The sequence below is a fragment of the Marinibacterium sp. SX1 genome (assembly GCF_050389775.1).
Lineage (GTDB): Bacteria > Pseudomonadota > Alphaproteobacteria > Rhodobacterales > Rhodobacteraceae > Marinibacterium.
Genome location: NZ_CP177144.1, coordinates 4,486,196 through 4,501,602 on the forward strand (window position 1 = coordinate 4,486,196; position 15,407 = coordinate 4,501,602).

13 protein-coding genes are annotated in these 15,407 nt (G+C 67.1%); 10 read left to right on the top strand and 3 right to left on the bottom strand.

Annotated features, from left to right (window positions below):
- Nucleotide 1: 1 nt before the first annotated feature.
- Nucleotides 2–859, bottom strand: coding sequence for an HpcH/HpaI aldolase/citrate lyase family protein (locus ACK3BB_RS20260; protein ID WP_428926451.1), 858 nt, complete (start codon nt 857–859; stop codon nt 2–4).
- 467 nt (nt 860–1,326) lie between these two features.
- Here ACK3BB_RS20260 and ACK3BB_RS20265 point away from each other — a divergent pair, with 467 nt between their 5' ends.
- On the top strand, nt 1,327–1,635 hold the full coding sequence (locus ACK3BB_RS20265; protein ID WP_428928774.1) for a hypothetical protein: 309 nt from the start codon (nt 1,327–1,329) through the stop codon (nt 1,633–1,635).
- Between the two features lie 19 nt (nt 1,636–1,654).
- Nucleotides 1,655–1,921: a hypothetical protein gene (locus ACK3BB_RS20270; RefSeq protein WP_428926452.1), complete on the top strand. Its 267-nt coding sequence runs from the start codon at nt 1,655–1,657 to the stop codon at nt 1,919–1,921.
- 27 nt (nt 1,922–1,948) lie between these two features.
- Here ACK3BB_RS20270 and ACK3BB_RS20275 read toward each other — a convergent pair whose 3' ends face one another.
- The gene (locus ACK3BB_RS20275) at nt 1,949–2,704 is read right to left on the bottom strand and encodes a sulfite exporter TauE/SafE family protein (RefSeq protein WP_428926453.1); all 756 of its coding nucleotides are present in this window, start codon (nt 2,702–2,704) and stop codon (nt 1,949–1,951) included.
- Nucleotides 2,705–2,862: 158 nt separating this feature from the next.
- Between ACK3BB_RS20275 and mdh the strand changes: the two genes are divergently transcribed.
- On the top strand, nt 2,863–3,825 hold the full coding sequence (gene mdh / locus ACK3BB_RS20280; RefSeq protein ID WP_428926454.1) for a malate dehydrogenase: 963 nt from the start codon (nt 2,863–2,865) through the stop codon (nt 3,823–3,825).
- A gap of 221 nt (nt 3,826–4,046) precedes the next feature.
- Here mdh and ACK3BB_RS20285 read toward each other — a convergent pair whose 3' ends face one another.
- Nucleotides 4,047–5,252: a phosphatase PAP2 family protein gene (locus ACK3BB_RS20285; protein WP_428926455.1), complete on the bottom strand. Its 1,206-nt coding sequence runs from the start codon at nt 5,250–5,252 to the stop codon at nt 4,047–4,049.
- A 277-nt stretch (nt 5,253–5,529) separates the two neighbouring features.
- Between ACK3BB_RS20285 and sucC the strand changes: the two genes are divergently transcribed.
- The 7 genes from sucC to ACK3BB_RS20320 all read left to right on the top strand — a co-directional run bounded on the left by sucC (nt 5,530) and on the right by ACK3BB_RS20320 (nt 15,401).
- On the top strand, nt 5,530–6,723 hold the full coding sequence (gene sucC, locus ACK3BB_RS20290; RefSeq protein ID WP_428926456.1) for an ADP-forming succinate--CoA ligase subunit beta: 1,194 nt from the start codon (nt 5,530–5,532) through the stop codon (nt 6,721–6,723).
- A gap of 31 nt (nt 6,724–6,754) precedes the next feature.
- A complete protein-coding gene (locus ACK3BB_RS20295; protein WP_428926457.1) occupies nt 6,755–8,239 on the top strand; it encodes a glycosyltransferase family 39 protein in 1,485 nt (494 codons plus the stop codon).
- Between the two features lie 116 nt (nt 8,240–8,355).
- A complete protein-coding gene (gene sucD / locus ACK3BB_RS20300) occupies nt 8,356–9,237 on the top strand; it encodes a succinate--CoA ligase subunit alpha (protein ID WP_428926458.1) in 882 nt (293 codons plus the stop codon).
- 66 nt (nt 9,238–9,303) lie between these two features.
- Nucleotides 9,304–10,167, top strand: coding sequence for a hypothetical protein (locus ACK3BB_RS20305; protein ID WP_428926459.1), 864 nt, complete (start codon nt 9,304–9,306; stop codon nt 10,165–10,167).
- A 289-nt stretch (nt 10,168–10,456) separates the two neighbouring features.
- Nucleotides 10,457–13,423, top strand: a complete 2,967-nt coding sequence (locus ACK3BB_RS20310) for a 2-oxoglutarate dehydrogenase E1 component (protein WP_428926460.1) — start codon at nt 10,457–10,459, stop codon at nt 13,421–13,423.
- Between the two features lie 4 nt (nt 13,424–13,427).
- Nucleotides 13,428–14,942: a 2-oxoglutarate dehydrogenase complex dihydrolipoyllysine-residue succinyltransferase gene (odhB, locus tag ACK3BB_RS20315; protein ID WP_428926461.1), complete on the top strand. Its 1,515-nt coding sequence runs from the start codon at nt 13,428–13,430 to the stop codon at nt 14,940–14,942.
- Nucleotides 14,943–15,011: 69 nt separating this feature from the next.
- On the top strand, nt 15,012–15,401 hold the full coding sequence (locus ACK3BB_RS20320; protein ID WP_428926462.1) for an MAPEG family protein: 390 nt from the start codon (nt 15,012–15,014) through the stop codon (nt 15,399–15,401).
- The last annotated feature ends 6 nt before the right edge of the window (nt 15,402–15,407 follow it).

Below are 15,407 nucleotides of genomic sequence, written 5' to 3' on the forward strand. Positions count from 1 at the left end.
GCTAGCTCCCGTGCATCGCTGCGATTGCCTCGGCTTTTGCCAGAGTCTCCCGGGCTGTTGCAACGTGCAGGTTTTCAACAATCTTCCCGTCGACGACAGCCACCCCCTGCCCCGCGGCCTCGGTTTCCTCGAAGGCCGCGATCTGGCGGCGGGCCAGGTCGATGTCGTCGTCCGACGGTGCAAAGGCGCGGTTGGTGACGTCAAGCTGGGCAGGATGGATCAGCGACTTGCCGTCAAAGCCCATGTCGCGGCCATGCATGCATTCGACCAGCAGGCCCTCGTCGTCCTTGAAGGCATTGTAGACGCCGTCGATGATGATCAACCCATGCGCCCGGGCCGCCAGAAGGCACAGGCCCAGGGCGGTCAGCATCGGCTCGCGGTCGGGGCGGAACCGGGCGGTCAGTTCCTTGGCCAGGTCGTTGGTCCCCATGACCATGCCCTGCAGCTTTGGATGGGCGGCAATGGCCCCGGCGTTCAGCATGCCCAGCGGCGTTTCCATCATCGCCCAGATCGGCAGGTCGCCGGTGATCTCGGCCAGCCGGTCCAGCTGGTCGGGGCTTTCGACCTTGGGCAGCAGCACCGCATCGCAGGCCATCCCCGCCGCCGCCCGGGCATCATCCAGCCCCCATTCGGTATCGAACCCGTTGATCCGCACGAGCCGCACCCGCGCACCATAGCCGCCCTGGTCCAGCTGCGCGGCCAAGGTGGCACGGGCATTGACCTTTTCGGCCGGGGCCACGGCGTCTTCGAGATCGAAGATGATCGCATCGGCGGCCAGCCCCCGGGCCTTGTCCAGCGCGCGTTCCTTGGACGCGGGGATGTAGAGAACGGAACGGAAAGGACGGGCGCGCGGATCCATTGGGGCCTCCATGGGACATAAAGTTGCGCAGGATTGGACCTTTTTGCACTAAAAGATCAAGGCAAAATCGCCGCGTTGCAGCAAATTCTTGCTGCACAGGCGCGGCCCGCGCGCTGCGCAGGACCGGACAGGGCCGATCCCGGCGGGCCTGTGGCGCTGCGTTCAGGTGCGCACATGGGGCCGGTCCAGACGCCCAAGTGAGGCAAATCCGCTGGGCACTCTGGACCGGTTCGGGTGGGGATTGGGGGCCATCCCGGCGGACATGGAGCCATATTCAGGTCAGCATGGAGGGCCCCGTTCAGGCGACCGAGCGAGGCTGGCGCGGACGGCGCCATTGCGGGGCCGTTGCGTGACCGGCGCACGTTGGTTTTACGCCGCTTAAGCCCCGCCGGGATCACCGTCATCGCCATCGACCGGTCCGCGCCCGCTGCGCGGGAACAGATGGAAAGGTGACGCAGATGAACACGATGGCAATCCGCATGACGATCGGGCTGGGCGTGATGGCGCTTGGCGCCCATCAGCTGGACGCCCAGCAGGCCGGCGGCAATTGCGCCCCGCGCCCGGTGGTGCTGGAACGGCTGGCCGACGGCTATGGCGAGACCCGCCAGAGCATCGGCCTGGGCGGCAACAACCAGGTGGTCGAGGTCTTTGCCTCGCATCGCACCGGGTCCTGGACGATCACGGTCACCCGGCCCGACGGCATGACCTGCCTGGTTGCGGCGGGCAATGCCTTCGAACGGGTCGAAGAGCTGCTGCCCACCGGCGATCCGGCCTGATCAGCAAGGGACACGCCCGATGGCCAACAGCTATACCCTGACCTCCGACTGGACCACCGCCAACCGGTTCGACGTGACCGGCGATCGCGACGTGCTGGTCAGCAACACCTGCGCCTTCGACATCCGCTGGGCGCGCACCTCGGGGCCGGACACCCCGGCAACCGCTCCTGCCATGTCGCACCTACTGCGCCCCGGCCAGAGCATGTCGCTGTCGCTGCGCAGCGGCCAGGCGATCTGGCTGGCCGCCCTGCCCGGCGGCACGGCCCTGGTCGAGGATTTCGGCTGAGATCCCGCGACCCGGGGGGCCGGCCGGTCAGGTCAGCCCCTCCCACACCAGCTTGATGCCGGTGATCCCCAGCGCGACATAGGTGATGCCGAAGAACAGGCGTTCGTTCATGCGGCGATGGGCCTTGACCCCGATCCAGGTGCCCAGCAGGGCGACCGGGGCCAGGATCAGGTTGGCCGTCAGCGATGTCGCGGTGAACAATCCCAACAGCACGTAAGGCACGAACTTGGCGATGTTGATCGCCCAGAAGACCAGGACCGTCGTGGCCTGGTAAGTTGTCTTGTCCAGCCGCTGTGACAGCATGTAGGCCGCGGCCGGTGGCCCGCCGGCATGGCTGACAAAGCTGGTGAACCCGGCCGTGGCCCCGGCCAGCAGGCCCACCCAACCCGGCAGGCGTTCGCCGGACGGCTGGAACAGCTTGTACTGCACGGCCAGTTGCCAGGCGATGAACGCCAGGGCGATCCCCCCGATCAGCACGCGGAAGACATCCGGTTCGGCGACCTGGTAGAGCAGCGCGCCCAGGGCCACGCCCGGCAGCCCGCCCAGGATCAGCAGCCGGGCATCCGGCACGCTCCAACGTTTCCAGAACGGGCCCAGCGTGGCCAGGTCGATCAGCATCAGCAGTGGCAGCATCACGCCCAGGGCCTGGCCCGGCGGCAGCACCAGCGCCAGAATCGCCGACGAGGCAAAGGCCGCCCCCGAGCCGAATCCACCCTTGGAAATACCAGCAAACAGCACCGCCGGCACGGCGACGGCAAAAAAGAACGGTGTCAGCTCAAGCACGAGAGATGCTCCCAAAATCTGCGCGACCCACCAGCTTTAGCCCGCCCGATAGCGCCGGAACACCCCCTGCCGCCATCGGCCGCGCCACGCCTCCCTTGCGCCAAGCGCCGGAACGCACTACGCAATCCTCGTTTTTCACTGGATTGGAGACCCATCCCATGGCCAGACCCAAGATCGCGCTCATCGGCGCAGGTCAGATCGGCGGTACGCTTGCCCATCTCGCCGCGCTGAAGGAACTGGGCGATGTCGTGCTCTTCGACATTGCCGAGGGCACCCCCGAGGGCAAGGCCCTCGACATCGCGGAATCGGGCCCTTCGGAAGGCTTCGACGCGGCGCTTTCGGGCACCCAGTCCTATGCCGACATCGCCGGCGCGGATGTCTGCATCGTCACCGCCGGCGTGCCGCGCAAGCCGGGCATGAGCCGCGATGACCTGCTGGGCATCAACCTCAAGGTCATGAAATCGGTTGGCGAAGGCATCAAGGAACATGCCCCCGACGCCTTCGTGATCTGCATCACCAACCCGCTCGACGCCATGGTCTGGGCGCTGCAGCAATTCTCGGGCCTGCCCCCGCACAAGGTCTGCGGCATGGCCGGCGTGCTCGATTCGGCGCGCTTCCGCCACTTCCTGGCGAGCGAATTCAACGTGTCGATGAAAGACGTCACCGCCTTCGTGCTGGGCGGCCACGGCGACACGATGGTGCCGTCGGTGCGGTACTCGACCGTTGCCGGCATCCCGCTGCCCGACCTGGTGCAGATGGGCTGGACCACGCAGGAAAAGCTGGACGCCATCGTGCAGCGCACCCGTGACGGCGGCGCCGAGATCGTCGGCCTGCTGAAGACCGGCTCGGCCTTCTATGCGCCGGCCACCTCGGCCATCGAAATGGCCGAAGCCTACCTGAAAGACCAGAAACGCGTCCTGCCCTGCGCGGCCTATTGCGACGGCGAGCTGGGCGTGAAGGGCATGTACGTGGGCGTGCCGACCGTGATCGGCGCCGGCGGCATCGAGAAGATCGTCAACATCACGCTCACCAAGGAAGAGCAAGAGATGTTCGACAGCTCGGTTTCGGCCGTCAAGGGCCTGGTCGAGGCCTGCAAGGGCATCGACGAAACCCTGGCCTGAGCCCGGCGATCACCGGCGCCCGCGCGGCGCCGGGCCACAAAAGAAAACGCCTGCCGGTCACCATGCCGGCAGGCGTTTTTTCTTGGTCGATGGTGCTGTGCTTGCCCAGTTCGACCCGGCTTAGCCCCCGGAATTTTCGAAAATTCCGGGCCGGAAAATTCGAATTTTCCGGTGCCCGGCGCGGCCAGTCAGATCAGGCCAGAACAAGTCAAACGACCGGATCAAAAGGCCAGCGACACCCCGAAGTTGACCGCGTTGGTCCAGATCTGGGTTTCCAGGCTGCCGCCCCCGTCGAGGTCGGCATCCAGCCAGGAATAGGTGCCCTTGTACTCCCCGAACAGCCGCCAGCGGTCGTTCAGCGCATAGCTGACCCCGGCCAGCCAGGCCACGTTCGGCCCGGTGACCTGGTACCCGAAGGTCTTGGTCGCGCTTGCGCTCGATTGCACCTCGACATGCGGGAAGGCCACGCCGGCGCCCAGGCCGACATAGGGTGTCGCCCGGCCCCACCATTGGTTCAGCCAGCGCCGCGACACGCCCAGGGTGATGTTGTTCAGCCCGTCGGTGAATTCCAGCGTCTCAAAGCCCGTGGCCGCCAGGGTTTCATCGCTGGCATAGGCCTTGGAATGGGTGAAATCGAGGTGAAAGCCCCAGTCGTCGGTCCGCCACCAGGTCGCCCGGACGCCGTAATAGGGCGGGGCCGAGAAGGACTTGCCGTCCCAGCTGGCCGAGAAGTTGAAATCGCCCACGCCGGTCGGATCGGTGCCCGACACGTCGTTGCTGTGGGCGTTCTGGAACCCGGTGTAAAAGCTCAGCTCCAGCTCGGCCTGCGCCGCCGGCGCGGCCATCATCCCGGCGCCGGCCAGCAGGGCCACGGCCATCAGGCGCCCGCCCGACCGGCCAAGCGCCCGGCCGATCGCCCCGCCCGCCCGGCGCGACAGCCGGTCGAGCCCGGTCAGCGCCATGGCCTGGGCCAGCCAGCCGATCAGCGCGCCGGCCACGACCTGCAACGTGGTATGGGCCCCGGCCTCGACGCGCGAGGCGCCGGTCGCCCCGGCAGCCAGCAGCGCCACGCCCTGGGCCGGGGCATTGCCCGCCAGGCAGGTCTGCGTCAGCCCGACCGCCCCAAAGGTCGCGGCCGCCGTGTGGCCGCTGGGGAACCCTTTCGATCCGCCGTTCGGCCGGCGGTTCACCGCCAGATCGCCCAGGGCGAACTTCGGTGTCTTGATCGCTGCTTCCAGCAAGATGTATCTCCCGATGTAAGTCATGCCGCGCCCCGACGCCGCGGCGCAGGCCAGCCCGAGAACGGGCAGGACGACCTGCAACCGGTCCCCGGTCCGTTCGGCCGAAGGCCAGAACAGGGCCGCCACCAGCAGCACGATCCCCAGGACCGACCACAGGCTGAGCCGTCGGAAGAGGGAATGCAACATGAAGCGGCCTGACCTTGGCAATGTGTCGCGTGGCAAATGTCAGCCTCCTAGGCAGCCCGGCCGGAGGAAGCAAGGGAATGCCGCCCCGCCGCCGATCACATCTTGCGAATCGCCTGTCGCGCTGCCAGCCGGCCACTTGTGATCACACCCCGAAAACGTGTGATCACAAACCCGGTTTTTTTCCGCCGAAATGCGCATTCCGGCAAGAAAATCTTTAACCCCGCCCGTCATGCAGGCTTATAGGTGAATCAACGCACACAAGACGGGACGGATTTCCATGAACATCCACGAATACCAGGCAAAGGCCCTGCTGCGCAGCTACGGCGCTCCGGTGTCGGACGGTCGCGTCGTCCTCAAGGCGGATGAAGCCAAGACCGCGGCGGGCGAACTCGACGGCCCGCTCTGGGTGGTCAAGGCCCAGATCCACGCAGGCGGCCGCGGCAAGGGCTCGTTCAAGGAAGCCGATGCCGGCGAGAAGGGCGGCGTGCGCCTGGCCAAGTCGGTGGAAGAAGCCGCCGAGGAAGCCAAGAAGATGCTCGGCCGCACCCTGGTGACCCACCAGACCGGCCCGGCCGGCAAGCAGGTCAACCGCATCTACATCGAGGACGGCTCGGGCATCGAGACCGAACTCTACCTGGCCCTGCTCGTCGACCGCGTGACCAGCCGCGTGTCCTTCGTCTGCTCGACCGAAGGCGGCATGGACATCGAGGAAGTCGCGGCCAGCACGCCCGAGAAGATCCTGTCGTTCTCCGTCGACCCGGCCACCGGCTACCAGGCCTTCCACGGCCGCCGCATCGCGTTTTCGCTGGGCCTCAAGGGCGCCCAGGTCAAGCAATGCGTCGCGCTGATGGGCCTGCTCTACAAGGCCTTCATCGAGAAGGACATGGAGATGCTCGAGATCAACCCGCTGATCGTGACCGACAGCGGCGATCTGAAGGTGCTCGACGCCAAGCTGGGCTTCGACGGCAACGCGATCTATCGCCACGCCGACATCGCCGAACTGCGCGACACGACCGAAGAGGACCCCAAGGAACTCGAAGCGTCGAAATACGACCTGAACTACATCGCGCTGGATGGCGAGATCGGCTGCATGGTGAACGGCGCGGGCCTGGCCATGGCGACGATGGACATCATCAAGCTCTACGGTGCGGAACCGGCCAACTTCCTCGACGTGGGCGGCGGCGCGACCAAGGAAAAGGTCACCGAGGCGTTCAAGATCATCACCTCGGACCCGAACGTCAAAGGCATCCTGGTCAACATCTTCGGCGGCATCATGCGCTGTGACGTCATCGCCGAAGGCGTGATCGCCGCGGTGAAAGAGGTCGGCCTGCAGGTTCCGCTGGTTGTCCGCCTCGAAGGCACCAATGTCGAGCAGGGCAAGGAGATCATCAACACCTCCGGCCTCGCCGTGATCGCCGCCGAGAACCTCAAGGACGGCGCCGAGAAGATCGTGAAAGCGGTCAAGGGCTGAGGCTGCGCGCCCGGCCGGTGCGGACAGCAAGATGACGAGCATGACGCAGCATATCGATATCGCAGGGTCGCATGACCGCGACGATCGGCTGGCCCGCATGGTGCCGGCGGCGGTGCTCGTCTATCTTGCCGTCCAATGCGCGGCCCGGGTGGCAGCGCCCGGCGGGCTGACCATCGACGAAGCCGAACAGATGGTCGCAACGCAAGCTCTGGAGTGGGGCTACAGCACGCAGCCCCCTCTTTATACCTGGATCCAGATGGCCGTGTTCGAGGCCACCGGACCGGGCAAGCTGGGCCTGGCCGCCGTCAAGGCCGGGCTGCTGGCCAGCACCTATCTCGGTGTCTGGACACTGATGCGCCAGCTGCGCGCCGGGCCGACCCTGGCCGCCGTGGCGGTGGTCGGCGCGCTGCTGCTGCCCTCGCTGTCCTACGAGGCCCAGAAGGACCTGACCCATTCCGTCCTGGCCACCGCGCTGGCCGTCTGGACGACCTGCCTGGCCGTGGCCGCCCTGCGCCGGCCGACGATGCCCGGCTTTGCCGCGCTTGGCCTGCTGATCGGCGCCGGGCTGCTGGCCAAGTGGAACTTTGCCATTCTGCTGATCGGCCTGATCCCCGCCATTGCGCTCGATCCGCGCGCCCGGGGGCACCTGGGCGGCTGGCTGCTCTGCGCCGCCGTGGCGCTGGCCGTGATCGCCCTGCCCGCTGGCTGGATCCTGTCCAACTGGGCGGTGTCCACCTCGGGCGCCTCGAAATTCGCCATCACCCAGGCGCCCTACCTGCAACGTGTCGTGCAGGCCGCCGGGGAATACGGCATGGCCCTGCTGTCGGCCTGCGGGCTGCTGGTGCTGGCCTTTCTCGCCGGGTTCGACCTGCGCGCCGCGCGGAAGGCGGCCGGCGACGAAACCGATGCCGACCGGGCCCTGCTGCAGCGCTGCGTGATCCTGGCCATCGCGGCCACCGGCCTGCTGACGATTGCCCTGGGCGCGACCGAAGTGCGCGAGCGCTGGCTGCTGCCCGTGCTGGTGCTGGTGCCCGCCGCCCTGGCCCTGTGGCTGGGCGCCGGGCTGACCGCCCGGCGGTTTCACCTGTTCCTCGGCCTGGGCGCGGCACTGATGCTGGCGCTGGCCGTGGCGCTGCCGCTGAACATGGCCCGTGGCGGGCGCAACCCGGCCCATGCGGCCATTCCCTTCGACCGGGCGGCCGAAGCGATGGAGCTGAACGACCAGCTGGTGCTGGTGTCCGACCGGATGATCGCCGGCAACCTGCGCAACGTGCGGCCCGACCTGGCCGTGGTGACGCCCGACATGCCCGGCCTGCTGGCCGGCCGGCCGGCCGATTTCGCCATCTGGGGCGCCCGCGACGACCGCCCCGCCGACCTGCCCGCCCCCCTGCCCGCGCTGGTCAGCGCCCGGGGGGACCAGGCCGATTTCGCTCAACATTCCGTGGTGACGCTGCCCTATCCGGCGCCGCACCAGGACCGCAACTACAGCTTCTACCGGGTGGAGGTGGCGCAATGACACGACGCCCCGGCCCCGCCCGGCCGACCCCGACAGGGCCCACAACGATCTGAATTGGGCCCGGGCCCGCCGACCGGCGGGCGAACAGAAACAAGCAAGGAAGAACGGATACAGACATGGCAGTTCTCGTCGACGAAAATACCAAAGTCATCTGTCAGGGCCTGACGGGCTCGCAGGGTACGTTCCACACGGAACAGGCCATTGCCTATGGCACCAAGATGGTCGGCGGCGTGACCCCCGGCAAGGGCGGCATGGAGCACCTGAACCTGCCGGTCTTCGACTCGGTCCACGAAGCCAAGGCTGTCACCGAAGCCAACGCCTCGGTCATCTACGTGCCGCCGCCCTTCGCGGCCGATTCGATCATGGAAGCGATCGACGCCGAGATGGAGCTGATCGTCTGCATCACCGAGGGCATCCCGGTTCTCGACATGATGAAGGTCAAGCGCGCGCTGGTGGATTCGAAATCCGTGCTGATCGGCCCCAACTGCCCCGGTGTCATCACCCCCGACGCCTGCAAGATCGGCATCATGCCCGGCCACATCCACAAGCGTGGCAAGGTCGGCGTCGTGTCGCGCTCGGGCACGCTGACCTACGAAGCCGTGAAACAGACCACCGACGTGGGCCTCGGCCAGTCGACCTGCGTCGGCATCGGCGGCGACCCGATCAAGGGCACCGAGCACCTGGACGTGCTGGAATGGTTCCTGGCCGATGACGAGACCGAAGCCATCATCATGATCGGCGAGATCGGCGGTTCGGCCGAAGAGGACGCCGCCCAGTTCCTGGCCGACGAAAAGAAAAAGGGCCGCTGGAAGCCCACCGCTGGGTTCATCGCCGGCCGCACGGCGCCTCCGGGCCGCCGCATGGGCCATGCCGGGGCCATCGTCGCCGGCGGCAAGGGCGGTGCCGAGGACAAGATCGAAGCCATGAAATCGGCTGGCATCGTTGTCGCGGAAAGCCCCGCCCAGCTGGGCGAAGCCGTGCTGAAGGCCATCGGCTGACACTGACAAGAACCGGGGATGTCCCAGGACCGGGACATCCCCCCATTCGCGGAGAGTACAAGGGTCATGGAGACGGTTTCAGCTTTGGTTGACGAAACGCCCCGCCCGGGACGCCGGCTGCTGCCGGCCGGCCGGCGGGGTGCTGTCGTCTCTGCCCTTGTCCTTCTGGCCGCGGCCACCGCGCTGACGGGCTGCGGCCGACGGTCGGTCGTGGGCGCTGCGGTCAATGCCACGACCAGCGCCGTGTCGACGGCCGCCAATGTCGCCGGCACCGCCGTGTCGACCACGGCCAATGTCGCCGGGGCGGCCGTCTCGACCACGGCCAGCGCCACCAGCGCCGCCGTCTCGGGCGTTTCGGCGGCCGCATCGGCCGGCAGCAGCGCCGCCGCGGCCGGCACGACCGCCGCCGCAGCGGGCACCACCACGGCTGCGGCCGGCACAGGGGTCATCACGCCGACGCTGGTCGCCGGCACCGTCGGGCTGGGCCTGGCCGCCGGCTATGACCAGGACAGCCGCCAGATCAATGCCGCAGCCCAGGCCGAAGGCTCGGCCAATTGCCTGCAGGCCGGGGGCAACGCGGCCAATGCCATCCAGCTGCTGACCGCCGCCGGCTGGCAGGACGCCGGATCGGAAGGCAGCATGCGCGTCTTCATGAAAAACGACACCCGCGGCCTCGTCACGCCCGAGGGCAATTGCCTGTTCCGCTCGGAATTCACCACCCCGACCGAAGCCGACAGCGCCGTGCGCAACCTGGTCGGCACGCTCTACCCCGGCGCCGTGCTGGGCGGCGCGCCGTCAGGCGCGACAACCGGCTGCGACGGCTTCACCGTATCGACCGCCCGCAACCGCCAGGGCTGGATCCACTACACCTCGGCCAACGGCACCGCATGCGGTGGGCTGGGCTCGGGCGTGACGATCCAATTCTTGTGATGCGCCATGACCCGACGTGATCCGATGACCCGCCACCCCGCATATCGCAACAGCAAAGCCGCCCCGAACCAGACAATCCGCCCGTTGTAACCATTCTGAAACCGAAATACCGGCACATGCACATTGACCGCAGGCCCGACCGGGCCAACGCATATGACACGGCCCTGACCCCGGGGGGGATGACATCCCGCCGTCCGGGGCCATCTTGTCCGGTGCCGGACCGACAACACCACTTGCCGGAACGCAAGACAAAGATCAGCAGCCCCGATTGCCAGAGGAAGGCAAGACGATGACAGAACAAAGCCCCAACGACCTCTTCCACGCCTCCTCGTTCATGCAGGGGGCCAACGCGGCGTACCTGGAACAGCTCTATGCCGAATATGCCAATGATCCCGGCAAGGTAGACGCGGCCTGGGCCGAGTTCTTCCGCGCCCTGGGCGACACCGAGATCGACGTCAAGAAAGAGGCCGGCGGGCCGTCCTGGGCGCGGCGTGACTGGCCGCCGGTGCCCGATGACGACCTGACCGCCGCGCTGACCGGCGAATGGCCGGCAGCCCCCCCGGCCGAGGCCAAGGGCGCCGCCAAGAAGATCCAGGACAAGGCCAAGGCCGTCGGCGCCGAGGTGTCCGACGAGCAGATCAAGCGCGCCGTGCTCGATTCGGTCCGCGCCCTGATGCTGATCCGGGCCTATCGCATCCGCGGCCACCTGGCCGCCGATCTCGACCCGCTGGGCATGCGCGACACGGAAAACCACCACGAGCTCGATCCGCGTACCTTCGGCTTCACCGAGGCCGATCTCGACCGGCCGATCTTCCTCGACAACGTGCTGGGCCTGCAGGTGGCCTCGATGCGGCAGATACTGGAGATCGTGAAACGCACCTATTGCGGCACCTTCGCGCTGCAGTACATGCATATTTCCGATCCCGAGGAAGCCGCCTGGCTGAAGGAACGCATCGAGGGACTGGGCAAGGAAATCCAGTTCACCCGCGAAGGCCGCCGGGCGATCCTGAACAAGATGGTCGAGGCCGAGGGCTTCGAAAAGTTCCTGCATGTGAAATACATGGGGACCAAGCGTTTCGGCCTGGACGGCGGCGAGGCGCTGATCCCGGCGATGGAACAGATCATCAAGCGCGGCGGCGCGCTGGGAGCCAGGGAAATCGTCATCGGCATGCCCCACCGCGGCCGGCTGAGCGTACTGGCCAACGTGATGCGCAAGCCCTACCGGGCGATCTTCAACGAATTCCAGGGCGGGTCGTTCAAGCCCGAGGATGTCGACGGTTCGGGCGACGTGAAATACCACCTTGGTGCCTCGTCGGACCGTGAATTCGACGGCAACACCGTGCACCTGTCGCTGACGGCCAACCCCTCGCACCTCGAAGCGGTCAACCCGGTGGTCCTGGGCAAGGCCCGGGCCAAGCAGGACCAGATGCATGACGATGCGCGGACCGGGGTCATCCCGATCCTGCTGCACGGCGACGCGGCCTTTGCCGGCCAGGGTGTCGTGGCCGAATGCCTGCAGCTGTCGGGCATCCGCGGCCACCGCACGGGCGGCACGATCCATATCGTGGTGAACAACCAGATCGGCTTTACCACGGCGCCGCATTTCTCGCGCACCTCGCCCTATCCGACCGACATCGCCCTGATGGTCGAGGCGCCGATCTTCCACGTCAACGGCGACGACCCCGAGGCCGTGGTGCATGCCGCCAAGGTGGCCACCGAGTTCCGCCAGAAGTTCCGCAAGGACGTGGTCATCGACATCTTCTGCTACCGCCGGTTCGGTCACAACGAGGGCGACGAGCCCATGTTCACCAACCCGGTCATGTACAAGAAGATCAAGACCCACAAGACGACGCTCAGCCTTTACACCGAGCGTCTCGTCAAGGACGGGCTCATCCCCGAGGGCGAGATCGAGGACATGAAGGCGGCCTTCCAGGCGCATCTGAACGAAGAGTTCGAGGCCGGCAAGGATTACAAGCCCAACAAGGCCGACTGGCTGGACGGGCGCTGGTCGCACCTGGACAAGCACGGCGAGGAATACGTGCGCGGCGAGACGGCGATCACGCCCGAAACGCTCAAGGAACTGGGCGACGGGCTGACCCGCCTGCCCGACGGCTTCCCGGCGCACCGCACCGTGTCGCGGCTGATGGAAACCAAGAAGCAGATGTTCGAGACCGGGCAGGGCTTTGACTGGGCCACCGGAGAGGCGCTGGCCTATGGCGCGCTGCTGTCCGAGGGTTACCCGGTGCGCCTGGCCGGCCAGGATTCGACGCGGGGCACGTTCTCGCAGCGGCATTCGGCGCTGATCAACCAGGAAACCGAAGAGCGGTATTACCCGCTCAACAACCTGCGTGCGGGCCAGGCCCAGTACGAGGTCATCGACTCGATGCTGTCGGAATACGCGGTCCTGGGCTTTGAATACGGCTATTCGCTGGCCGAGCCCAACGCGCTGACCCTGTGGGAAGGCCAGTTCGGCGATTTCGCCAACGGCGCGCAGATCATGTTCGACCAGTTCATCAGCTCGGGTGAATCGAAATGGCTGCGGATGTCGGGCCTGGTGGTTCTGCTGCCGCATGGCTACGAAGGCCAGGGCCCGGAACACAGCTCGGCCCGGCTGGAACGCTTCCTGCAGATGTGCGGCCAGGACAACTGGATCGTGGCCAATTGCACGACGCCGGCGAACTATTTCCACATCCTGCGCCGGCAGCTGCACCGGTCCTTCCGCAAGCCGCTGATCCTGATGACGCCCAAGTCGCTGCTGCGCCACAAGCTGGCGGTCAGCACGGCGGCCGATTTCACCACCGGGTCCAGCTTTCACCGGGTGCTGTGGGACGATGCACAGCACGGCAATTCGGACACCCAGCTGGTGTCGGACGACAAGATCAAGCGCGTGGTGATGTGTTCGGGCAAGGTCTATTACGACCTGCTCGAAGAGCGCGACGCGCGCGGCATCGACGACATCTACCTGCTGCGGATCGAGCAATTCTATCCCTTCCCGGCAATCTCGCTGGTCAAGGAACTGGAACGCTTCCCGCAGGCCGAGATGATCTGGTGCCAGGAAGAGCCCAAGAACCAGGGCGCCTGGACCTTCATCGAACCGAACATCGAATGGGTGCTCGGCCGGACCGACGCCGTTCACAAGCGGCCGGTCTATGTCGGCCGCGCCACATCGGCCTCGCCCGCGACGGGCCTGGCCAGCCAGCACAAAGCACAGCAAGAGGCGCTCGTGAACGACGCGCTGACGATCAAAGGAAACTGAACACATGACCACTGAAGTGCGCGTGCCCACCCTGGGCGAATCGGTCACCGAGGCCACGGTCGCAACCTGGTTCAAGAAGCCCGGCGATGCCGTGGCCGTCGACGAGATGCTGTGCGAGCTGGAGACCGACAAGGTCACCGTCGAAGTGCCCTCGCCGGCCGCCGGCACCCTGGGCGAGATCGTGGCCGCCGAAGGCGAGACGGTCGGCGTCGATGCCCTGCTGGCCACCATCGCGGAAGGCGGCGAAGCCGCCGCCGCCCCGGCCGAGCCGAAGGACGAGGCCACCCCGGCGGAGCCGGCCGGCGATGCCGGCGGCGACAGCGTCGACGTCATGGTCCCGACCCTGGGCGAAAGCGTCAGCGAAGCGACGGTGTCGACCTGGTTCAAGGCCGTGGGCGACAGCGTGGCCCAGGACGAGATGCTCTGCGAGCTGGAAACCGACAAGGTGTCGGTCGAAGTCCCTGCGCCTGCCGCCGGCGTGCTGGTGGAAATCACCGCGGCCGAAGGCACCACGGTCGATGCATCGGCCAAGCTGGGCGTGATCTCGGCCTCGGGCGCGGCCCCGGCCGCCAAGCCCGCCGGTGCCGATGCCGCCCCCGCCGCCCCCGCGGGCAGCGGCCGGTCGGATGTCGAAGACGCACCGTCGGCCAAGAAGGCCATGGCCGAAGCCGGCATCTCGGCCGATGCGGTCACCGGCACGGGCCGTGACGGCCGCATCATGAAGGACGACGTGGCCAAGGCCGTGGCCGCCGCGGCTTCGGCCCCGGCGCCCCAGGCACCCGCCGCCGCCCCGCGTGCCCCGGTGGCCGCCGAGGACGCCAGCCGCGAAGAGCGGGTCAAGATGACCCGTCTGCGCCAGACCATCGCCCGCCGCCTGAAGGACGCGCAGAACACGGCGGCTATCCTGACGACCTACAACGAGGTCGACATGACCGAGGTCATGGCCCTGCGCAGCCAGTACAAGGACCAGTTCGAGAAGAAGCACGGCGTGCGCCTGGGCTTCATGTCCTTCTTCACCAAGGCCTGCTGCCACGCGCTGAAAGAGGTCCCGGAAGTCAACGCCGAGATCGACGGCACCGACATCGTCTACAAGAACTTCGTGCACATGGGCGTGGCCGCCGGCACGCCCCAGGGCCTGGTCGTTCCGGTCATCCGCGACGCCGATGCCATGTCCTTTGCCGAGATCGAGAAGGCCATCGCCGAAAAGGGCAAACGCGCCCGTGACGGCAAGCTGTCGATGGCGGAAATGCAGGGCGGCACCTTCACCATCTCCAACGGTGGTGTCTATGGCTCGCTGATGTCCTCGCCGATCCTGAACCCCCCGCAATCGGGCATCCTGGGCATGCACAAGATCCAGGACCGGCCGATGGTCATCGGCGGCGAGATCAAGATCCGCCCGATGATGTACCTGGCGCTGAGCTACGACCACCGCATCGTCGACGGCAAGGGCGCGGTGACCTTCCTGGTGCGCGTCAAGGAAGCGCTGGAAGATCCCCGCCGTCTGCTGATGGATCTGTAAGGGAGCGGCGGGGCAAGCCCCGCCCTACACCCCCGGCGCAGGCTGGCGGAAGGCGAAGGAGATCGGACCGTGACACCGGAACTTGTCGTACTTGCCCTGGCCGGCCTGCTCCAGGGGCTGCAATTCGCGGCCTATTCCATCACTGCGCAACAGCAGGTCGGCACGAGATACGCGGCATCGCCCCGGGATGAACCCCGACAGCTGACCGGGCGGGCGGGGCGCTATCAACGCGCCCTGAACAACCATTTCGAAGGGCTGATCCTGTTCACCCTCGCCGTGGTCGTGGTGGTCCTGGGCGACGGATCCTCGGGCCTCACCGCCACCTGCGCCTGGATCTACCTGGCCGCCCGCATCGCCTATGTCCCAGCCTACGTTCTGGGCTGGGCGCCCTGGCGGTCGCTGATCTGGGCCTTCGGCTTTGCCGCCACGATGCTCATGCTGATCGCGGCGCTCTTATGACTTCTT